Annotated in this window: 15 protein-coding genes; 12 read left to right on the plus strand and 3 right to left on the minus strand. The window is 66.0% G+C overall.

Annotated elements, in window-relative coordinates; genetic code table 11:
• The first annotated feature begins 84 nt into the window (after positions 1-84).
• The 5 genes from R3X27_RS00750 (at position 85) to R3X27_RS00770 (ending at position 6,208) form a co-directional block, all read left to right on the plus strand.
• Complete coding sequence (locus R3X27_RS00750) at positions 85-1,083, plus strand: BMP family protein (RefSeq protein WP_317706898.1); 999 nt, start codon at positions 85-87, stop codon at positions 1,081-1,083.
• Positions 1,084-1,298: 215 nt separating this feature from the next.
• Positions 1,299-2,819, plus strand: coding sequence for an ABC transporter ATP-binding protein (locus R3X27_RS00755; protein WP_317706899.1), 1,521 nt, complete (start codon positions 1,299-1,301; stop codon positions 2,817-2,819).
• Positions 2,819-3,886 carry an ABC transporter permease gene (locus R3X27_RS00760; RefSeq protein ID WP_411572450.1) on the plus strand — a complete coding sequence of 356 codons (1,068 nt, stop codon included), beginning with the start codon at positions 2,819-2,821 and terminating at the stop codon, positions 3,884-3,886. The genes R3X27_RS00755 and R3X27_RS00760 overlap by 1 nt, the downstream gene beginning before the upstream one ends.
• Positions 3,886-4,827, plus strand: a complete 942-nt coding sequence (locus R3X27_RS00765; protein ID WP_317707170.1) for an ABC transporter permease — start codon at positions 3,886-3,888, stop codon at positions 4,825-4,827. The genes R3X27_RS00760 and R3X27_RS00765 overlap by 1 nt, the downstream gene beginning before the upstream one ends.
• Before the next feature lie 112 nt (positions 4,828-4,939).
• Positions 4,940-6,208 carry an amidohydrolase family protein gene (locus R3X27_RS00770; protein ID WP_317706901.1) on the plus strand — a complete coding sequence of 423 codons (1,269 nt, stop codon included), beginning with the start codon at positions 4,940-4,942 and terminating at the stop codon, positions 6,206-6,208.
• Between the two features lie 21 nt (positions 6,209-6,229).
• On the opposite strand, the gene R3X27_RS00775 is transcribed toward R3X27_RS00770, so the two are convergent.
• Positions 6,230-6,703, minus strand: coding sequence for a DUF1810 domain-containing protein (locus R3X27_RS00775; protein WP_317706902.1), 474 nt, complete (start codon positions 6,701-6,703; stop codon positions 6,230-6,232).
• Between the two features lie 107 nt (positions 6,704-6,810).
• On the opposite strand from R3X27_RS00775, the gene R3X27_RS00780 reads away from it, so the two are divergent.
• The 5 genes from R3X27_RS00780 (at position 6,811) to R3X27_RS00800 (ending at position 14,772) form a co-directional block, all read left to right on the plus strand.
• Positions 6,811-7,782: a D-2-hydroxyacid dehydrogenase gene (locus R3X27_RS00780; protein ID WP_317706903.1), complete on the plus strand. Its 972-nt coding sequence runs from the start codon at positions 6,811-6,813 to the stop codon at positions 7,780-7,782.
• Positions 7,783-7,810: 28 nt separating this feature from the next.
• A complete protein-coding gene (locus R3X27_RS00785; RefSeq protein WP_317706904.1) occupies positions 7,811-8,764 on the plus strand; it encodes a sugar phosphate isomerase/epimerase family protein in 954 nt (317 codons plus the stop codon).
• A gap of 11 nt (positions 8,765-8,775) precedes the next feature.
• Positions 8,776-10,776, plus strand: a complete 2,001-nt coding sequence (tkt, locus tag R3X27_RS00790) for a transketolase (RefSeq protein WP_317706905.1) — start codon at positions 8,776-8,778, stop codon at positions 10,774-10,776.
• Between the two features lie 738 nt (positions 10,777-11,514).
• Complete coding sequence (locus R3X27_RS00795; protein WP_317706906.1) at positions 11,515-13,215, plus strand: DNA polymerase Y family protein; 1,701 nt, start codon at positions 11,515-11,517, stop codon at positions 13,213-13,215.
• Between the two features lie 375 nt (positions 13,216-13,590).
• Positions 13,591-14,772 carry a multidrug effflux MFS transporter gene (locus R3X27_RS00800; protein ID WP_317706907.1) on the plus strand — a complete coding sequence of 394 codons (1,182 nt, stop codon included), beginning with the start codon at positions 13,591-13,593 and terminating at the stop codon, positions 14,770-14,772.
• Here the strand turns inward: R3X27_RS00800 and R3X27_RS00805 are convergent.
• Entirely contained in the window at positions 14,769-15,539 is a 771-nt protein-coding gene (locus tag R3X27_RS00805; RefSeq protein ID WP_317706908.1) for a phosphodiester glycosidase family protein, read from the minus strand. The genes R3X27_RS00800 and R3X27_RS00805 overlap by 4 nt on opposite strands.
• Positions 15,523-15,942, minus strand: coding sequence for a 30S ribosome-binding factor RbfA (rbfA, locus tag R3X27_RS00810; protein WP_317706909.1), 420 nt, complete (start codon positions 15,940-15,942; stop codon positions 15,523-15,525). The genes R3X27_RS00805 and rbfA overlap by 17 nt, the downstream gene beginning before the upstream one ends.
• Before the next feature lie 98 nt (positions 15,943-16,040).
• Between rbfA and dapB the strand changes: the two genes are divergently transcribed.
• Together dapB and R3X27_RS00820 are read left to right on the plus strand one after the other, a co-directional pair.
• Complete coding sequence (dapB, locus tag R3X27_RS00815; RefSeq protein WP_317706910.1) at positions 16,041-16,850, plus strand: 4-hydroxy-tetrahydrodipicolinate reductase; 810 nt, start codon at positions 16,041-16,043, stop codon at positions 16,848-16,850.
• Positions 16,847-17,677, plus strand: a complete 831-nt coding sequence (locus tag R3X27_RS00820; protein WP_317706911.1) for a hypothetical protein — start codon at positions 16,847-16,849, stop codon at positions 17,675-17,677. The genes dapB and R3X27_RS00820 overlap by 4 nt, the downstream gene beginning before the upstream one ends.
• Positions 17,678-17,742 lie beyond the last annotated feature (65 nt).

Below are 17,742 nucleotides of genomic sequence, written 5' to 3' on the forward strand. Positions count from 1 at the left end.
AGGATTGCCAGGGTGCGCGACTGCCTGTCTCATCGCGACCACAAGCGGCATAACGCGGATATCCCGGCGAACATGGAGGTTCATATGATCAAAATCACGTCCCGGATCGGACGGCGGGCGGTGCTGGCCGGCGCCACGGCGCTGACAGTGCTGGCCACGAGCGGCGCGGCCTTCGCCGCAGACGCGGTCAAGGTGGCCGCGATCTTCACGCTGCCGGTCGAGCAGCAATGGATCAGCCGCATTCACATGGCCCTCAACACCGCAGCCGAGCGCGGCGATATCGAGTATGTCTTCTCGGAGAACGTCTCGAACACCGACTATGAGCGCGTGATGCGCGAATATGCCGAGGCCGGCCACCAGCTGATCGTCGGCGAGGTGTTCGGCCTGGAGCGCGCTGCGCGCAAGGTTGCAGCCGACTATCCCGAGACCGGCTTCCTGATGGGGTCTTCATTCCAGCCGCAGGAACCGAATTTCTCGGTCTTCGACAACTACATCCACGAGCCGTCTTACCTCACCGGCATGATCGCCGGCGCTGCCTCCGAATCAAACGTGATCGGCATGGTCGGCGGCTACGCCATCCCGGAGGTGAACCGGCTGATGAACGCCTTCATGGAAGGCGCGCGCGAGGTGAACCCCGAGGTCAAGTTCCTCGTGAACTTCATCGACAGCTGGTATGATCCGCCGAAGGCCAAGGAGAGCGCCTTCGCGATGATGGATGCAGGCGCGGACGTGATGTATGCCGAGCGCTTCGGCGTCTCTGATGCGGCCGTCGAACGCGGCGTGAAAGCCATCGGCAACGTGATCGACACATCCGGCGACTACCCCGAAACCATCCTCGCCTCCGCCATCTGGCACATGGAAGCGACCATCGACACCGCGATCGCCAAGGTCGCCGACGGCTCCTATGAGGGCGCCGATTACGGCGTCTATTCCTTCATGGAGCATGGCGGCGGCTCGATCGTGACCGATGACGCTCTGATCCCGGCCGAGATTCTGGAAGCCGTGAAGGCCAAGGAAGCCGCGATCCTGTCGGGCGATTTCACCGTGACGGTGAATGACGAGGCTCCTGTTTCGGACATGTAAGCTCAAGGAGCGGAGAAACCCGGGCGTTCTCCGCTCAAGCCATTGGTCCGGCGGTAACGCCGGGCCGCGCCCGACCCTCCCCCGGGAGGGCGCTTTCCGACGTTGCAAGAAGAACAGGCGTGTGACGGTTTGGCGGCGGCCGGCCCGAGACGACGGTTCCGCACGCCCTCCCAGGGTCGGCCGCGCCCCTCCGCACACAGACCGAATGGTGCGCGATGCCCGATAGCCCTCCCGTCCTTTCCCTGCGCGGCATGACCAAGCGCTTCGGCTCGGTACTCGCTGCCGATCATATCGATCTCGAGCTTGCCCGCGGCGAGGTTCTGGCCCTTCTCGGCGAAAACGGCGCCGGCAAGACGACGCTGATGAATATGCTCTTCGGCCAATACACGGCCGATGCGGGAAGCGTGCATGTCTGGCACGAGGATGGAACGGAGATCATCCTGCCGCCCGGCCAGCCGCAAGCCGCCATCGAGGCGCGGATCGGCATGGTGCACCAGCATTTCACCCTGGCCGAGAACCTCTCTGTCATCGACAACATCCTGCTTGGCACCGAACGGTTGCTACACCTGAACCGCAATCGCCGCGCCGCCCGTGCCAAGCTCGAAGCCCTGATGATCCATTCCGGGCTGGACGCGCCGCTCGACCGCAAGGTGCGGGAGCTTTCCGTGGGCGAGCGCCAGCGGGTCGAGATCCTCAAAGCGCTCTATCGAGATGTCCGTATCCTGGTTCTGGACGAACCCACCGCCGTGCTCACCCCGCAGGAAGCCGACATGCTCTTTGCCTCCGTACGCTCGATGGTGGAGCAGGGCCTGTCGGTCATCTTCATCTCGCACAAGCTGCGCGAAGTGCTGGCCTTCTCGGATCGCATCGCCGTTTTGCGCCACGGAAAGAAGACCGGCGAGATGGCGACGAATGATGCCGATACCGCCTCGATCATCCGCATGATGATCGGCGAGGAGCACGACATGCCGGAACGCACGCCCGGCACGCCGCGCGACAGCGTGCTGAAGCTCGACGGCGTGTCGATCCATCCCACCCGCGAGACGCGCGGGCTGCGAGACCTTCATCTGGATCTGAGAGCCGGCGAGATTGTCGGCATCGCAGGCGTCTCCGGCAACGGGCAGAGCGCATTGGCGCGGGTGCTGTCCGGGCTGCTGGCGCCGGATGCGGGTGCGATCGAGGTTGGCGGCGAACGCATCGCCGCGCTGACCCCACGCGCCGCGCTCTCCCACGGGATCGGGCGGATCCCGGAGGACCGGCATCATGATGGGATCATCGACGCGCTCAGCGTGGCCGAAAACCTGGTGATCGAACGGCTTGGGGATGCGGATGTGCAGCGCGCGGGCTTCCTGCGCCGCGCCTCCATGGCGAAGAATGCCGAAGAGCTCAGCGCGGCCTATGACGTGCGCGGCCCGGGCATCCATGCCCGCTCGGCGTTGCTCTCGGGCGGCAATATCCAGAAGCTGATCCTCGCGCGCGTCCTGGAGACGCAGCCGAACGTGATTCTCGCCAATCAGCCTACGCGTGGCTTGGATTTCCGCGCTGCCGCCGAGGTCTCGCGCAGGCTCATCTCTGCGCGGGACAAGGGTGCGGGCGTGATCCTGATTTCCGAGGATCTCGACGAGGTCCTTTCTCTCGCCGACCGCGTGCTGGTCATGCATGCCGGCGAACTGACCGAAACCGAAAGCCGGGACCGTGCGTCCATCGGCCAGCTGATGGCGGGACATGCCGCATGATCGAGATCGTTCCCAGGGAACAGCCTTCCCGACGCCTGACAACGGGTGTTCCGCTGCTGGCCGCCATCGGGTCGCTACTACTGGCGGCAATCCCGCTCGCCTTCGCCGGGGCGCCCATCTTTGCGGCCTATGGCCAGATGTTTACCGGCGTCTTTGGCTCTCTCTTCTCCTTCACGGAGATGCTGACGCGCGCCACGCCGCTGATCTTCACCGGGCTGGCCGCCGCCGTCGCCTTCCGCGCCAAGCTGTGGAATATCGGCGGCGAGGGGCAGCTCTATCTCGGCGCCATGGCCGCGGTGTGGGTCGGAACCGGGATGATCGACGGCCCGCCTATCCTGCTCGTGCCCATTGTGCTGCTGGCCGGTGCTGTCGCAGGTGGCCTTGGTATGCTTGGTCCGGCGCTGCTGAAGACGCGCTTCGGGGCGGATGAGGTCGTGACCTCGCTGCTGCTGAACTTCATCATCCTGATCTTCGTTCAGATGATGCTGGAAGGGCCGCTGAAAGACCCGATGAGCCTCGGCTGGCCGCAATCGGAACCGATTGTCGATGAGGCGGTGTTGCCGCAACTCATTGCCAAAATGCGGCTCCACGCCGGTTTCCTGCTCGCCATCGGCACGGCCATCATCGCCCATGTCATCATGGCCATGACCGTCTGGGGGCTGCGTATCCGTGCTGTCGGCGAAAATGCCGCTGCCGCGCGCCATGCGGGCATGCCGGTGACGCGGATTTTCCTCTCGGTCGCCTTTGCGTCCGGCGCGCTGGCCGGGATTGCCGGCGTCTCCGAAGTGGCCGGTCTCAGAGGCTATCTCACGACGGACCTTTCGCCCGGCTTCGGCTATACCGGCATCGTCGTCGCCATGCTCGCTGGGCTCTCGCCGCTCGGCGTAGTCGCCGCCGCGCTCTTCATCGCCTCGGTCTTTGTTGGCACCGACTCGATGAGCCGGGCCATGGGCGTCTCCTCCTTCCTCGCCGATCTCACGGTCTCCATGTCCCTCATCTGCGTATTGCTCGGCGGCTTCTTTGCCCGCTTCCGGATCCGGCGCGTTCGAACGGAGGACGCGGCATGATGGACCTCATCCACATCTTCCTCACCGACAGCTTCTGGGCCGCATCGCTCCGGATCGCCACGCCGCTGATCTTCGGTGTGCTCGGCGCGCTGCTCTGCGAGCGCTCCGGCGTGCTCAATCTCGGCATCGAGGGGATCTTCGTCGTTGGCGCGATGATGGGCTGGCTGGTGGCCTACGGGACCGGTTCGCTCTGGCTCGGCGTCATCGCCGCCGCGCTCTCCGGGGCACTCTTCGGCCTGTTTCACGCGATGCTGACCGTACCGCTTGGTCTCTCCCAGCATGTCTCGGGCCTTGGCATTACCATGTTCGCCACCGCGCTCATGTCCTTCTCCTATCGGACGATCTTCCCGCAGGTCGCGACCCCGCCGCGCATCGAACCCTTCCGCGCGCTCGACATCCCCGTGCTCTCGGACCTCCCCTTCCTCGGCCCCGTCCTCTTCCAGCAGACAGCGCTGACATGGCTGGCTCTGTTGTTGGTCGGGCTGGTCTGGTACCTGATGGACCGCACCGCGCTCGGCGTGGCGATCAAGGCGGTAGGCGACAATCCGGACGCGGTGAACGCGCAAGGTCTCTCCGTCATGCGCCTGCGCATTGGTGCCGTGGTCGCGGGCTCGGCGTTGATGGCGCTTGGTGGAGCATTTCTGACCATGTCCGCCTTCGACGCCTTCTTCTTCGGGATGGTCAATGGGCGCGGCTGGATCTGCATCGCGCTGGTGATCTTCGCGAGCTGGCAACCGGGCAAGGCACTGCTCGGGGCGTTGCTCTTCGGCATGTTCGACGCGCTGCAGGTGCGGTTGCAGACCATGGCCGGGGCAATCGTGCCGGGGCAGGTTTTCCTGATGGTGCCCTATGTGCTGTCGATTATTGCCTTGATCATTGCGGCACGGAAGGCGGACTATCCGCGTGCGCTTCTGAAGCCGTGGTTCAAAGGGCAACGTTAGCAATGGCGCTCCGCTCGATCTGTTGCTGCCCGGCCTCCCATCAAACGGTGCATGCACCTGCCAAGGGTCGGGTGCCGCCCTCCGCACTTCCGTTCTTCTGAAGGAGCCAATCATGCTCGACCTTCTCGTCAAAAACGCCACCCTGCCCGACGGCGCCATCGCCGATATCGCCTGCGCGAACGGCCTCATCACCGCCATCGAGCCCAACATCCCCGCCGAGGCCACGAAGACCATCGACGCCACCGGCCGCCTCGTCACGCCGCCCTTCGTCGACCCGCATTTCCACATGGATGCGACCCTCTCCCTCGGCACCCCGCGGATGAATGTCTCGGGCACGCTGCTCGAAGGCATCGCGCTTTGGGGCGAGCTGAAGCAGATCCAGTCCGTCGACGACATCGTCCAACGCGCGCTCGCCTATTGCGACATCGCCGTCTCCATGGGTCTCGGCGCGATCCGATCCCATGTCGATACCTGCGATGACCGCCTCACCGGCGTACAGGCTCTGCTCGAAGTGCGCGAGACGGTGAAGGACTATATCGACCTTCAACTCGTCGCCTTCCCGCAGGACGGCGTCCTCCGCGATCCGACGGCGATGGCCAACACCATCCGCGCGCTCGACATGGGTGTCGACGTGGTCGGCGGGATCCCGCATTTCGAGCGCACCATGGCCGACGGCGCAGACTCCGTCCGGCAGCTCTGCGAGATCGCGGCCGAGCGCGGGTTGATGGTCGACATGCATTGCGACGAGAGCGACGACCCCCACTCGCGCCACGTGGAAACGCTGGCCTACGAGACCCAACGCCTCGGGCTACAGGGCCGCGTCGCCGGCTCGCACCTGACCTCGATGCATTCCATGGACAATTATTACGTCTCCAAGCTCATCGCCCTGATGGCTGAAGCCGAGATGCGCATCATCCCCAACCCTCTGATCAACATCATGCTTCAGGGGCGCCACGACAGCTATCCCAAGCGCCGTGGCCAGACCCGTGTCCGCGAGCTGCGCGACGCGGGCATGAGGGTCGGTTTCGGTTCGGATTGCGTGAAGGATCCATGGTATTCGCTCGGTCGCGCCGACATGCTCGACGTCGCCGCGATGGGCCTTCATGTCGGCCAGCTTTCCAGCCGCGACGACATGCGCTGGTGTTTCGATGCGGTGACGGTCAATTCCGCCGAGATCATGGGGTTGGAGGGCTACGGGCTCGCCAGGGGGTGCAAGGCGGATTTCGTCATCCTGCAGGCGCCCGATCCGATTGAGGCGATCCGACTGCGCGCCACCCGCCTCGCCGTGATCCGGGCAGGCAAGGTGATCTCGGAAACACCCGCCACCACGGCAAGCTTGTCGCTGCCTGGCCGCCCGGACTGGCTGGACCCGGGCGCCTGACTCTCGACGAGGATGTGATCGCTACGCCGACCCATCCGCCAGCATCTCCAACGTGCTTTCACAGCGCTCGCCGTCGAAAAAGGCGTCCAACACGGCTTCGAACGGGGCCGGGTCGGACGCAACCGCAGCGAAGAGCGTGGCACAGGATTGCAGCTTGCAGGCATCCACATCGCCAAGGAGCCGCTCCGGGCTTTCCCCCGCATGCGGCATCAGCCGCGCGCAGCTTTCAAGCAGCCGGGCGCCGAGCAGCGGATGGGCGAGATAGCGGCGCGCCTCCTCCGCATCGGCAATGCCGAAATAGTGCGCCCGATGGCTGAACCCAAGCCCGCGCAGTTGCGGATAGATGTACCATATCCAGTGCCCCTGCTTGAGCCCGGCATCGATTTCCGACATCGCCCCGGTCCAGCTCTCTTCCTGTGCCTCGACGAATCGTTCAAGGTCGGTCTCGTCAAACATCGCCAGCCCCGTCCCCCAATCCGGCCAAAGCGATATCATGGACCCGCCCGACGGTCCTGAAAAAAGCACAGATGCCGCATTGCCGTAAATTATGTATGCGTTGTAGTATACACGAACGATCCTTCTTTTGCGCAGCGGAGTACGGAATGTCAGAGCGCAGAATCGTCTTTCTGGACTCGGAAACGCTCGCCGGAAGTGTTCGGCTGCGCCCGCCGGGCTTTCCGCATCGCTGGGAGGATCACACGCACACGGCACCCGAGCACGTCGTGGAACGGCTGAGGGGGGCCGAAATCGCCGTCGTCAACAAGGTCCGGCTGGATCGGACGATTCTGGAGCAATTGCCGGACCTGCGCCTCGTCGCTGTCGCCGCGACCGGGACCGACTGCGTGGACACGTCCGCCTGCGCCGAGCGCGGCATCACCGTCACCAATATCCGCGGCTATGCCGGCACCACCGTGCCAGAGCATGTCTTCGCGCTGATCCTCTCCCTGCGCCGCGCCATCTGCGCCTATCGCGAGGATGTGCGCGGCGGGCGCTGGCAGGCGGCGGACCAGTTCTGCTTCCACGACCACCCGATCCGAGACCTCGCGGGCGCGACCCTCGGCATTGTCGGTGAAGGCGCGCTGGGACAAGACGTCGCCCGTCTTGCCCGCGCCTTCGGCATGGAAGTGCTCTTCGCAGCCCACAAGGGCTCGACCGGGCTGGGGCCACTCTACACGCCCTGGGACGAGGTGCTGGAACGGGCCGAAATCCTGACCCTGCACTGCCCGCTGATCCCGGCCACAGAAGGCCTGCTCGGCTGGCCCGAATTCGAAGCCATGAAACAGTGCCCGCTGATCATCAACACCGCGCGTGGCCCTCTCATCGTCGAGGAAGACCTCGAGCGCGCGCTGGATGCCGGACTGGTGAGCGGCGCGGGACTGGACGTGACCCTGCCCGAGCCGCCCGCAGCGGACAGCACCTTCATGCGGCTCGCGCAACGCCCGGACGTGATCGTCACCCCGCATGTCGCCTGGGCGAGCCTGGAAGCGCAGCAAGCCCTCGCCGACCAACTCATCGACCTCATCGAAGCCTTCGTGGAAGGCACCCCGCGACATGTCGTTCGCGGCGAATTCTGAACAAGACAACGAAACCAAGGACCCCGCCATGTTGAAGCTCTCGATCATCACGCTCTTCCTCGGCCAGACCAAGAACCGCTTCATGGTCTACCAGGATGCCGCCGACACCCCGACCCATCTCGACCGCGCCGGCGCGGCGGAAGGCATTGGCGCGGTGGAGATACGCTGCCCGGCCGACACCTCGGACGTCTCCGCGACCAAGGAAGCCCTCAAGCGCAACAATCTCGCCGTTTCTGCGATCAACTATGCCAGCGTGCGCAACGACCGCTGGCTGCGCGGTGCATGGACCGCCGAGGACCCGGCCGACCGTCAGGCCGCCGTGGACGATGCCAAGCGCGCGATGGATCTGGCGGCCGAACTCGGCGCGCCGCGCTTCCACACCTGCCCGCTGAACGAGGGCTTCGACTACCCGTTCGAGCTCGACCCGATTGCCGCGCTGGACTATTCGGCCGAGTGTTTCGAGAAGATCTGCGCCCATAACCGCGACCTGAAAGTCTGCATCGAATACAAGGTGAACGAGCCGCGCGTGCGCTGCCAGATCGGCAATGCCGGCGAGCTGATCGCCTTCGCCAATATCGTCGGTGCGGACAATCTCGGCGCCACGCTGGATGCCGGCCACTGCTTCCTCGCTGGCGAGAACCCGGCCGCCGCCGCCGCGCTGCTGCACAAGTGCAACCGGCTCTTCTACGTCCATATCAACGACAACGACACCCGCGGCGACTGGGACTTGACGCCGGGCACCTGGCACACCTGGGAATTCATCGAGCTGTTCTACACGCTGGAGCGTCTGGGCTACGACGACTGGATCGCCTTCGACATCGTCTGCAAGGAGCATGACGCCAGCCAGGTCTTCACCGACGCGGCGGCGATTGCCAACAAGCTCAAGGAAATCTCCACCCGCATCGACAAGGACGACATGGCCGCGCGCTACAAGAGCCGCAATCCGACCTCCACGATGCGTATGCTCAACGACCTGCTCTGAGGACCCTCACCATGGCAGACCTTTCCCGTATGGCGGACGCCGTCCGGTTCCTTGCGCTCGACGCCATCATACATGCTGGCGACGGGCACCCGGGCACACCGCTTGGCGCGGCCGATATCGTCACCACGCTCTATAACCGGCATATGAAGTTCGACGCCTCCGATCCGACCTGGCCGGATCGGGACCGGTTCGTCCAGTCCAACGGCCATGGCTCCATGCTGATCTATGCCGCCAACCACCTGGCCGGCTTCCAGAAGATCTCGATGGAGGAGATCCGGAACTTCCGACAGCTGCATTCGCATTGCCCGGGACATCCGGAGCTCGACCCCGAAGCCGGGATCGAGACCACGACCGGCCCGCTCGGGCAGGGCATCGCCAACGCGGCGGGCATGGCGCTGGCCGAGGAATCGCTGCGGGCCCGTTTCGGCCCGGAGATCTGCAACCACTACACCTACGCGCTTGTGGGCGATGGCTGCCTGATGGAAGGCATCAGCCAGGAGGTCGCGGAGCTGGCCGGACATCTGAGGCTCGGTCACCTGATCTTCCTCTTCGACAGCAACCGCATCACCGATGACGGCGCCACGGATCAGGCGATCACCGAGAACCAGGCCGCGCGGTTCCGCGTCGCCGGCTGGCATTGCATCGAATGTGACGGGCACGACCCGGCGGCCATCGACGCCGCGATCCGGCTCGCCAAGGCCGATCCGCGCCCGTCCTTCGTCACCTGCCACACGACCATCGGCAAAGGTGCGCCCCGGCTTGCCGGGTTGCGTGTCGCCCATGGCGGCCCGGTGATCCCCGAGGACGGTGTCGAGGCGCGCGACCAGCTGAACTGGAAGCACGCGCCCTTCGAGATTCCTGCCGAGCTGCTGGCCCCCTGGCGCGAAGGCGGCGCCCGCGGGCGGGCCGAGCGTCTGGCCTGGCAGGACCGTCTCACGACCGCCGGTCCGGCGTTGAAAGCCGAATACGAACGGCTGATGCGCGGCGCGCTACCCGATGGCTGGCGCGATGTGCTGGCCGCCCGCAAGGCGCAGTATGCCACCGAACGACCAACCCAGCCCGGTGTCGCCACCTCCGGCGAGATCCTCGACGCGATAAGCGATGCCATTCCCGAACTGATCTCCGGCGCGCCGGATCTGGAGGCCGCGACCAAGCACAAGCGCCGCCTCCAGCCCTTCACGGCGGAGAACCGGCGCGGGCGCTACGTCCATTACGGCGTGCGCGAATTCGCCATGGGCGCAATGATGAACGGCATGGCGGCGCATCGCGGCGTGGTGCCCTTCGGGATCACCTTCCTCGTCTTCTCGGATTACGAGCGCCACGCCTTGCGGATGGCGTCGATGATGGAGCTGCCGGTGATCTTCGGCTTCAGCCATGACAGCATCGGCATCGGCCGCAACGGGCCGACCCACCAACCGGTGGAATATCTCGCCAGCCTGCGCGCCATGCCCAATCTCAACGTCTTCCGGCCCTGCGACGGGGTCGAGGCGGCGGAATGCTGGGAACTGGCGCTGGAAAACCGGTCCGGTCCCACCGCGCTGATCAATGCCCGCCAGGCTATCCCGACCCTGCGCGCACGCGCGGATGCGGAGAACCTTTCGGCGCGCGGCGCCTATGTGATCGCGGAGGCCTCAGGAGACAGACAGGCGACGCTCTTTGCCACCGGCTCGGAAGTGCAGATCGCGCTGGCCGCGCGGAGAATATTGGAATCGCAGGGGATTCCGACGACTGTCGTCTCCGTTCCCTGCTGGGAACTCTTCGAGGGGCAGGACCCGGCCTACAAGGCCCGCGTAATCGGACGCGGCACAGCCCGGGTTGCCGTGGAAGCGGCGGTCCGGCTCGGATGGGAACGCTTCATCGGCGAAGATGGCGTCTTTGTTGGCATGTCGAGCTTCGGGGCCTCGGCGCCGGAAAATGAGCTCTTCGAACATTTCGGAATCACGCCGGATGCGGTTGTCGCGGCAACGCTCGGGATTCTTGAAGGAAAGGCGGTACGGACCGAACCTGCCTGATCCGGGCAGGCGCACGCGCCTTCATGCTGGAAGAGATGCTTGAACAACCTGAAATCGGCCCTGATCTGAGAGCCGATAAGCTCTACCTGCACCAGGATGGCATTGAATTCGGCCAGAGGTCCAGTTCCCGACAAGACTTGCCTCGTCGAGCGAAAGGCCATGGTGTCGGAGGCCGATACGGTTCGTTCCCGCGGCTCCGTCAGCATCTGCCGCGTAGATGAAAGACATGCATGTCGACGCCTATCGTCTGACCATGCACGTCCGGGCGTGCGCAGGGGATTGCTTCCGCAAGCGATACCAGGGGCCGAACGCAACTCCTATCGCAAGCTCTGTCTGTTCTTCCTGCCGGTAGGGCGCGAGGACTTGAGCGGAAATCCTTGCGACGGGCCGCGGCAGATCTCGACCGGATCATAGCCGCCAACTGCCCCCACAGATCCGGAATGGGTGTTTCTTGCGGGGTATTTCGAAGCCTTCCAATTCAAACAGGACGTTGAGGTTTTCAAACTGTCCCTTCGCATTCTGCGGACTGCCGCTTCCCCTTTTGCCATTTTGATGGCGCAAAGCGCCTTCCGTTCGCCCAGCGATGCAGTGTTCCGAGTTCAGCGGGGTGCGGTTAAGCGGATTAACCCGCAGCGCCCGGTTTCCGAATTCGGCGGCGAGCGCGAGACAGCCCCATCCAGACGACTCGACTCTCGGCGCCATGACGGTAAAATGAGAACATAAAGTGAACAAAATCCCATGCCATCCGATTCTCTCCCTGCCTCCACGCGCCGGATCCTCTCCCTGTGGTTCCCCCGCCTCGCCGCCGAGCGCATCCTGCGCCGCGAAGGTGCCGCGCTGACCGGCCCGTTCGCGGTGGTGCGCGACGTGGGCAATACCCAGATCCTGCACGCCCTCTCGGCCGAGGCCTCGCAGGCCGGCCTCACACCCGGCCAAGCGCTCCGCGACGCGCAGGCCCTCTGCCCCGATCTGGTCACCCGCCTCGCCAACCCGCAGGCAGAGGCCGCCTTCCTGACACTCCTGCGCCGTTGGGCCGGAAAATACTCGCCCTGGGTCTCGGAAGGCGGCACCAACGCGCTGCTGCTCGACATCACCGGCTGCGCCCATCTCTTCGGCGGCGAGGCAGCACTGCTCGCGCAGGCCGAGGCGGACTGCACCGATCTCGGTCTCACGGCGCGTGGCGGCATCGCCGATACGGTGGGCGCGGCCTGGGCCGTGGCGCGTTATTCCGGACGCAGTGCGGCGAGCGGGCGCTCCGGCGATGCCATCGACCAGGAGGCACGGGCGACGCGGGCGCGCGCAGTCAAGCGGCGGCACTGGGAACGGGGCGGAGCGGCGCCACGGCTGGCGACGGAGACGGCTGGTAGTACCCGGATCGCACCGCCGGGCCAGACCCGCACCGCGCTCGCCGCCCTGCCAGTGGCCGCGCTGCGCCTGCCCGAAGAGACCTCCGCCCAACTCGCCCGGCTCGGGCTGCGCCGGATCGACGAGTTGGCCGGTCAGCCGCGCGCCGGGTTGGCGCGGCGCTTCGGCAAGGAGTTGGTGCTGCGGCTCGATCAGGCCTTCGGGCTGGTGCCGGAGCCGGTCTCTCCCGCCCGTCCGCCGGACCGTTTCGCCGTCCGTCTGACCCTGCCCGAACCGATCGGGCTGGAGGAGGATGTCCGCGCCGGGCTGGACCGGTTGCTGCCAGAATTGTCCGAACGGCTGCGCGCGCGTGGGCGCGGCGCCCGCCGGGTCCGCTTCCAGGCCTTCCGCTGCGATCACACGATGCAGCCGGTGGAGGTCGGGCTCGCCCGGCCCTCGTCCGACCCGGAGCGACTGCGCCCGCTGCTGGCGATGAAACTGCAGGAGATCGAGGCGGGCCCCGGCATCGACATGCTGCGGCTGGAAGCGCATGTGACCGAACCGGTCCACGCCACGCAGCATCGCGGCCACCTTGGTGCGGCGGCCGATGGCGAGGCGCGACGCGGGCGCAACGGCGCAAGCGCTGCGCTGGACGACCTGATCGGGCGACTCGGCGCGCGGGTCGGACTGGAGGCGATCACCCGGCTGCACCCGGCCGACAGCCATATCCCGGAGAAGACCACCAAGGTGCTGGCCGCCGCCTGGTCCGAGCCGGCGCGGGACTGGCCGACCCAGCCACCCCTGCCACGCCCGTTGCTTCTCTTTCGCCCCGAACCGATCCAACCTTCCGAGCCGCCCGCGATGCCGGTCCGCCCACCGAAAGGGTTCCGCTGGCGACGGCGGGATTTCAGCATAGCCGGGGCGCGGGGACCGGAGAGAATCGCGCCGGAATGGTGGTTGGAAGAGCCCGAGTGGCGCTCCGGCACGCGGGATTACTGGTGCGTGGAGACGGAAAACGGCGACCGGCTCTGGCTTTTCTACGCCCATGGCGGAGCACTGTCGGCGGGCTGGTTCTGCCAAGGGAGTTTTGCGTGAGATCGATTGAGGCTGAACAGAGCTGCCCTTGGGACAAGAAACCGTCCGGGCTGCCCCATGAACAGGAGATCCCACATCGTGAAACCATGATGAAGGACCCTCCCGATGACCACGTTCCGACCTCAGGGAACGTGCTTGGGTGGCGCGGGGAGCGTGCCGCCGAGCATAGCTCGTGCGGCGGTGGCGCCGCTTCGCGGCGCGGCATGTTCGGCCGAAACGCGACCCAAAATGGGATCGCTGTCTCGTCAAATAGGATGAAGAGCGTTGGTGGCCGCCATCAATGCACAACACCGACCCGAGCGACCCACCCGGTCTGAGCCACCGTTGACCCGCCCAAAGACCGCCCTTAGGGTCCGGCGAGTCCAAGGAGAGGCCATGCGCAGCCCGCCCCATTTTGCCACGCTGGTCCTGCTGACAGCCATCTCCGTGCTGAGCCTCAACATGATTCTGCCCTCCTTGCCAGGGATCGCGACGGATTTCGAGACCAGCTATACCAGCGCCAGCCTGCTGGTCTCCGGCTACCTCGCCGTCACGGCCCTGATGCAGCCCCTGATCGGGCCGCTCGCTGACCGCCATGGCCGCCGCCCCGTCCTGCTCGGCGTGATCGCTCTCTTCACCCTCGCCTCGGCCGGCGCCGCGTTTGCACCCAGCTTCCCCGCCCTCGCCGCCTTCCGCGCGCTCCAGGGGGCGGCGATTGGTGGCTATGTCGTCGCCCTTGCCGTCGTGCGGGACACCCGCTCGGACGCGAATGCCGCCGGGATGATCGGCAAGATCAACATGGCCATGGCGCTGGCACCGATGCTCGGGCCAATCGTCGGCGGGGTGCTGGAGGCCACGCTCGGCTGGCGCGCCGGCTTCGTGATCCTGGCGCTTTTGGGCGCGGGCACGCTGGCGATCTGCTGGCAGGATTTCGGCGAAACCCGACCCGCACAGACCGGGCAACCGGAAACGATGCTCTCCGGCTCCGGCGCCTTGCTCCGCTCGGGGGTCTTCAGGGCCAATGCGCTCTGCATGGCCTTCACCACCGGCGCCTTCTACACCTTCCTCGCCGGCGCGCCTTACGTGGCCCAGACCGGCTTCGGCCTGAGCCCGTCACAGCTCGGCTACGTCATCGCCACGACGACCTGCGGCTTCATGTTCGGCAGCTTCCTCTCCGGACGTTACAGCGCACGGGCCGGGCTGATCCCGACATTGCTGGCCGGGCGGCTGGTGGCCTGTATCGGGCTGACCATCGGACTGCTGCTCGAACTCTCAGGACAGGGCGGGCTTGCCAGTTTCATCGCCGCCACGCTCTGCGTCGGCACCGGCAACGGGCTCAGCGTCCCCTCGGCCAGCGCCGGAGCGATGTCGATCCGGCCGGAACTGTCGGGGACGGCGGCAGGACTCTCAGGCGCGCTGGTTGTCGCTTACGGAGCTGTTGCGACCACCTTCACCGGCTTTGCCGTGACCGGTCCCAACCCGCCGGCGATCCTGCTCGGGCTGATGCTGGCCACGTCCAGCGCCGGGCTGGTCGCCGCACTGGTGGTTCGCAAACAGGCCTTGCGCATGGGGGCTTAGTCGTCAGGACCAACCGCACCGACAATCGGTCCCAGCGGGAAGCCGCTATCGGAACGTCCAATGGATGGAGCATGCAGACGCGAGACCTTGCCGTCGAAATAGAGCGCGTTCGGGGTCTTCAGTTCGTCGCGAAAGAGCCGGCCGAAGCTGTGGAAATTCACCCGGTTGTCGGAGATGGCGAAATACACGGTGACCCCGTCCGCCGCCACGCCCACGCCGTTGCGAATATACCGGCTGCTGCCGTTTTCGAGGAACCGCGGATGCAGCTTGCCGTCGATAACCAGCATCGGGCCGGATTGCGTCGCATAGGTGCAACGGGGCGCGTCGGCGGCGTAGCTACGGCTTTCGATCACCGCCGCGGCATGCTCCTTGAGACAGAAGATACCGTTGGGCAGCAGGCCGAAATTCCCCGGCCCGTCGCGCGTGACCAGCGGACCGGACTGGACCCCCTGGTCCAGATAGAGGCCGACCGGGCTGCGGTCATCGTGATACATGCCGGCATTCATGGCGAAGGTGAGCTGCTTGCCTTCCGGCTCCAGCGCCGAATCGATGGCGGAGAAACTGCCGAGAAGACGGCCCTGCGCGTCACTGTGAAAGAGGCGGATCTCGTCGCGATCGGCCCGCAGGGTGCAGACCGTGTAGCTGTTGCCGTCATGGACAAGCTTGCCGCAGTCGGGCGCGGCCTGCGCCGGAAGAGCGAGAAGGGCAAGCGTTGCGGCGCCGAGCAGGGTCCGGAGCGAAGTCACGCGCTCAGACCGCATCATCATCCTCATGACCGGCCTCGACATCGCGCTGCACCCGTTCGTCGGAGAAGAGCCGCCGGGTCTCGTCCATCCGGTCGAATGTGTCGTCGAGTTCGAAACGCAGCTGAGGCGCGTATTTCAGCGTCAACCCTTTGGCGACGATCTTGCGCAGCTCATAACGGTTGCGAATCAACGCCTCCATCGCTTCCTGAGCGTGGTCGCCGCCGAGCGGCATCACGAAGGCGGTCGCGAATCTCAGATCCGGCGAGGTCCGCACTTCCGCAACGGTGATCGACATCCGGTTGAGATCCGGATCGTGCACATCACCATGGTTGAGCACATCTGCCAGGCGCCGGCGAATCAGTTCACCAACGCGGAGCTGGCGTTGCGAGGGGCCGGGCCCGTTATGGAATTTGTTCTTAGCCATGCCTTCTCACCTAGGGCGGCAGGGCCTTCAGCGCAAGCAGGCCTTTGCCTGCCGCTGCGTGCTCGGCTAAAGGAGGCGCAAAGCAAGGAGGCTGGCAGATGGGCGATAGACCGGGAATCGTGGTGATGGGCGCGTCGGGGCGTATGGGGCAGATGCTCGTTCGCGAGGTGAGCGCGCATCCGGGGATGCGGCTTGTCGGCGCCGTGGAGCGCGCCGGCCATGACTGGGTCGGCCAGGATCTTGGCGCGGCGATGGGCGGACAACCCTCCGGCGTCTACGTCACCGACGATCCGCTTGAGGCGATGGCCGGGGCGCAGGGCGTGATCGACTTCACCACGCCGCAGGTCACGGTCGATCTTTCGGTGATCGCGGCGCAGGCGCGGGCAGTCCATGTCATCGGGACGACCGGCATGACCGATGCCGACCTGGAAAAGCTGGACGCGGCGGCGCGCCATGCCGTGATCGTGCGGGCCGGCAATATGAGCCTCGGGGTGAACCTGCTGACGCAGCTCACCAAGCAGGTCGCTGCCGCGCTGGACGAAGATTTCGACATCGAAGTGATCGAAGCGCATCACCGCCACAAGGTGGACGCACCCTCTGGCACCGCACTGATGCTGGGAGAGGCTGCCGCCGAAGGGCGCGGACTGGATTTCAAGGAAAGCTATGTCGCCGCACGGGACGGGATCACCGGCGCGCGGGCGCCCGGCAGCATCGGCTATTCGGCGATCCGGGGCGGCGATATCATCGGCGAACATGACGTGATCTTTGCCGGCGCCGGCGAACGGATCGTGCTGCGCCATATCGCCTCCGACCGGGCGCTCTTCGCCCGCGGCGCGCTGAAGGCGGCACTCTGGGGTCAGGACAAGAAGCCGGGCCATTACTCCATGCTGGACGTTCTGGGGCTGTGACCGACTTCGCCGAGACCCTCGCGGCGATCCGCTCGCTCGGCCTGCGCAGCGACGTGCTGGTGCTGACGGGGGAGGCCGAGACCGAGCTGCATCCTGACCGGATCGTCCTGCGCAGCCCCTCCCAGCCCGATTTCTGGTGGGGCAACATGGTGATGTTCCGCAGCGACAGGGTCGATCCCGAGGCGCAGCAGGCGCAGTTTCGGGCCGATTTTCCGCAGGCGCGCCATGTGACGCTTGCCTGGGATGTGCCGGAGATGGCCGAAGAACCCGGCCATGCGCGGCTCGCCGAGATGGGCTACGAGATCGAACAGATCGACGCGCTGACGCTGGACGGGCCGCCGCGCGCCCATCCTCACCCGGAGGGGATCGAGATTCGCCCGATCGATACCGAGACTGAATGGGAACAGGTCGTTGCGCTACAGACCGCAATCGGGGTCGAGGAAGGGCATGTGCTTGAGGGCTACGAGCCGTATCTGCTCGACCGGTTCCGTGTGCGTCGCAAACAGATCGCAAAGGGATGGGGCCAGTGGATCGGCGCTTTCGACGGCGACCTGCTGGTGGGGGATCTCGGAGTTTTCGTGGCCTCCGGCGTGGCGCGCTACCAATCGGTCGAGACGCGGGCCAGCCATCGGCGGCGCGGGATCTGCGCGGCGATGGTGCTGGCCGGGGTGGACTGGGTGCGGAGCATCGACCCCGAGGCGGTGCCGGTCATCATCGCGCTGAGCGACGGGCCGGCGGGTCGGGTCTATCGGTCCTGCGGCTTCACCCGTAGCGAAACGCAGGTCGTCGCGACGCTGCCGCCCGAGGGGGCCAAGCGGCCCACCTAGAGCATTCTGCGCAAATTCAGGCAGCGATCTTGCGTGTTTCTAAGATGCCGCCTCACACGGTTGGC

The sequence above is a fragment of the Tropicimonas sp. TH_r6 genome (assembly GCF_033101155.1).
Classification (GTDB): domain Bacteria; phylum Pseudomonadota; class Alphaproteobacteria; order Rhodobacterales; family Rhodobacteraceae; genus Tropicimonas.

Coding starts and splice junctions, on each gene's coding strand:
- R3X27_RS00750 (WP_317706898.1), top strand. CDS start 85: ATGATCAAAATCACGTCCCGGATCGGACGGCGGGCGGTGCTGGCCGGC.
- R3X27_RS00755 (WP_317706899.1), top strand. CDS start 1,299: ATGCCCGATAGCCCTCCCGTCCTTTCCCTGCGCGGCATGACCAAGCGC.
- R3X27_RS00765 (WP_317707170.1), top strand. CDS start 3,886: ATGGACCTCATCCACATCTTCCTCACCGACAGCTTCTGGGCCGCATCG.
- R3X27_RS00770 (WP_317706901.1), top strand. CDS start 4,940: ATGCTCGACCTTCTCGTCAAAAACGCCACCCTGCCCGACGGCGCCATC.
- R3X27_RS00775 (WP_317706902.1), bottom strand. CDS start 6,703: ATGATATCGCTTTGGCCGGATTGGGGGACGGGGCTGGCGATGTTTGAC.
- R3X27_RS00780 (WP_317706903.1), top strand. CDS start 6,811: ATGTCAGAGCGCAGAATCGTCTTTCTGGACTCGGAAACGCTCGCCGGA.
- R3X27_RS00785 (WP_317706904.1), top strand. CDS start 7,811: ATGTTGAAGCTCTCGATCATCACGCTCTTCCTCGGCCAGACCAAGAAC.
- tkt (WP_317706905.1), top strand. CDS start 8,776: ATGGCAGACCTTTCCCGTATGGCGGACGCCGTCCGGTTCCTTGCGCTC.
- R3X27_RS00795 (WP_317706906.1), top strand. CDS start 11,515: ATGCCATCCGATTCTCTCCCTGCCTCCACGCGCCGGATCCTCTCCCTG.
- R3X27_RS00800 (WP_317706907.1), top strand. CDS start 13,591: ATGCGCAGCCCGCCCCATTTTGCCACGCTGGTCCTGCTGACAGCCATC.
- R3X27_RS00805 (WP_317706908.1), bottom strand. CDS start 15,539: ATGATGATGCGGTCTGAGCGCGTGACTTCGCTCCGGACCCTGCTCGGC.
- rbfA (WP_317706909.1), bottom strand. CDS start 15,942: ATGGCTAAGAACAAATTCCATAACGGGCCCGGCCCCTCGCAACGCCAG.
- dapB (WP_317706910.1), top strand. CDS start 16,041: ATGGGCGATAGACCGGGAATCGTGGTGATGGGCGCGTCGGGGCGTATG.